Source organism: Dysosmobacter sp., from assembly GCF_052306735.1.
In the GTDB taxonomy this organism is placed as follows: Bacteria; Bacillota; Clostridia; order Oscillospirales; family Oscillospiraceae; genus Oscillibacter.
Genome location: NZ_DAWBAJ010000077.1, coordinates 1 through 2,309 on the forward strand (window position 1 = coordinate 1; position 2,309 = coordinate 2,309).

A 2,309-nucleotide genomic window follows, 5' to 3' on the forward strand; every position below is an offset into this window, starting at 1 on the left:
CGGCCGGAAGCCTTCTGCGGGTTCTTGCTGATGTCAGCGCCGGCCTGCTTGACCTTGTGGACCTTGACCGTAGACTTGATGGTGACCAGGCCGCCCTTGGGGCCGGGCACCGCGCCGCAGACAACCAGCATGTTCAGCTCAGGATCAACCTTCACAACGCTCAGGTTCTGAACGGTGACCTGATCCACGCCCATGTGGCCGGCGCCGATCTTGCCCTTGAAGATACGGGAGGGATCGGTGGAAGAGCCCATGGAACCGGCATGACGGTGGACAGGGCCGCCGCCGTGGCTGGTGGGGGTCCGCTGTGCGCCCCAGCGCTTGATGACGCCGGCGTAGCCGTGGCCCTTGCTGATGCCGGTGATATCCACGAAGTCGCCGGCCTTGAAGGTGTCAGCCTTGACGATGTCGCCCACATTCAGCTCGGCGGCATTGTCCAGGTCGAACTCGCGCAGGTGCTTCTTGGGAGCAACGCCAGCCTTGTTCAGGTGGCCCAGCTCCGGCTTGCTCAGCTTGCGCTCGGGGATGTCCTCGTAGCCCAGCTGGACAGCTTCATAGCCTTCCTTTTCGGAAGTCTTCTTCTGAACGACAACGCAGGGGCCCGCCTCGATGACGGTGACGGGGATCACATGGCCGTTCTCGTCAAAAATCTGGGACATGCCCACTTTTTTGCCGATGATTGCTTTCATGTATGTTCCTCCTTAAAGGTTATTGGTCGGCTTAGATACAGCCGGTTGGGTTCCCGGTGCATTGCTCTGCCGACATGACCCGCCCGTCTCGCAAGTGGACGGGCTTGGGACAGCAAACAATTTAATATGGTGCGGAGACCGTGCTTACAGCTTGATCTCGATGTCCACGCCGGCGGGGAGCTCCAGAGCCATCAGGGCTTCCACAGTCTTGGGGGTGGACTTGGTGATGTCGATGAGACGCTTGTGGGTGCGACGCTCGAACTGCTCGCGGCTGTCCTTGTACTTGTGGACGGCCCGCAGGATGGTAACGACTTCCTTCTTGGTGGGCAGAGGAATGGGGCCGGAAACCTCGGCGCCGGTGCGCTTGGCGGTCTCCACGATCTTCTCTGCACTCTGGTCGATCACCTGGTGGTCATAGGCCTTCAGGCGAATGCGGATCATTTCTTTCTGTGCTGCCATGGTTCTTTCCTCCTGATTTCGTAGGTAGTTTTCACGAAGTCTCGACGACCTACGGCGAGAGAATTTTTCTATACGCTTAACCGTGCGTATCATTCCGGCTCACAAAAAATACCGGCGCAGTTGTCTACGGCCGGTATCCTGTCATGGCGCAGCGATCTACGCAACGTACAGATTCTTCTCAGCCGCCCGATTATCGGACATACTCCCCGGAAGTTACCTCCTTGCGGAGCAATCTCCCGGTTCATCGCAGTGCGCACGCGGGCAGACACACCCCAATCGCGCGCCTAATTATAATAAAAGATCCCCTTCTAATTGTCAAGAGGATTTTCTCCGTTTTTCATGAAAATTTGAAGATTTTTTTGGAGGTGGTATCTTTCCGGCAAAAAGTCCCAAATTTCCCGGAAAATCCGCGCGGCATACCGGTTTTTCCGGTATGCCGCGCATAAACATTTTCAGAAGCCGAAGCCACTCAGATCCAAGCCGCCGGTGACGCTGGAAACGCTCTTCTCCATGGCGTCCCCTGCCTGGCGCAGGGCCTCATTGACAGCGGAGACCACCAGGTCCTGGAGCATCTCCACATCCTCGGGATCCACGGCCTCCGGCTTAATGGTAACGGAGAGAACCTCCTTCTTGCCGTTGACCTTGGCCTCCACCACGCCGCCGCCGACGCTGGCGGTAAACTCCTGGGCCTCCACCGCATCCTGAGCGGCGGTCATGGCCTCCTGCATCTGCTGGATCTTCTGCTGCATCTCTGCCTGACGCTGTGCGCCGGACACCTTTCCGTTGGTAAATCCACGCCGTGCACTGTATCCCATAACTCGTTACTCCTTATTATTTAATCTGTATGTTGTCAAACTGACTGCCGAATTTCAGCAGGTTCTGCAAATTGTCCACCGGCTGGGCCTGAGGGGGCTCCCCCACCCGCAGCATCAGCCGCACGGTCTGCCCGACCTCCTGGGCCACGGCTTCCGTCAGGATGCCCCGCACCCGGTCATTGTCCAACCGACCCAGCGTGATGTCATCTGGGGCGTACACCGTCAGTATATCTCCTGCCAACACGCCGGTGCACATATCCAAAAAGGCCCGGTACATGGGGGGCAGCCGTCCCTTGCAGCTCTCTGCCAGGGCGCGCCACCAACCAGGATCGGTAACGCCGCCTGCCGG

General features: G+C 58.5%; 3 protein-coding genes and 1 pseudogene. All 4 read right to left on the bottom strand.

Annotation, left to right across the window (positions count from 1 at the left end):
- Positions 1 to 686 (bottom strand): 50S ribosomal protein L3 (gene rplC / locus ACT67G_RS11720; protein ID WP_443664347.1); only part of this gene is annotated, 686 nt, incomplete at its 3' end.
- A 144-nt stretch (positions 687 to 830) separates the two neighbouring features.
- Positions 831 to 1,145, bottom strand: coding sequence for a 30S ribosomal protein S10 (rpsJ, locus tag ACT67G_RS11725; RefSeq protein WP_325244531.1), 315 nt, complete (start codon positions 1,143 to 1,145; stop codon positions 831 to 833).
- A 452-nt stretch (positions 1,146 to 1,597) separates the two neighbouring features.
- Positions 1,598 to 1,960, bottom strand: coding sequence for a YbaB/EbfC family nucleoid-associated protein (locus ACT67G_RS11730; RefSeq protein ID WP_443664348.1), 363 nt, complete (start codon positions 1,958 to 1,960; stop codon positions 1,598 to 1,600).
- 16 nt (positions 1,961 to 1,976) lie between these two features.
- A pseudogene (locus ACT67G_RS11735) lies at positions 1,977 to 2,309 on the bottom strand (DNA polymerase III subunit gamma/tau); the annotation flags it as partial.

Bases quoted from the DNA above. Each gene is read 5' to 3' on its own strand.
- rpsJ (WP_325244531.1), bottom strand. From the start codon at position 1,145: ATGGCAGCACAGAAAGAAATGATCCGCATTCGCCTGAAGGCCTATGAC.
- ACT67G_RS11730 (WP_443664348.1), bottom strand. From the start codon at position 1,960: ATGGGATACAGTGCACGGCGTGGATTTACCAACGGAAAGGTGTCCGGC.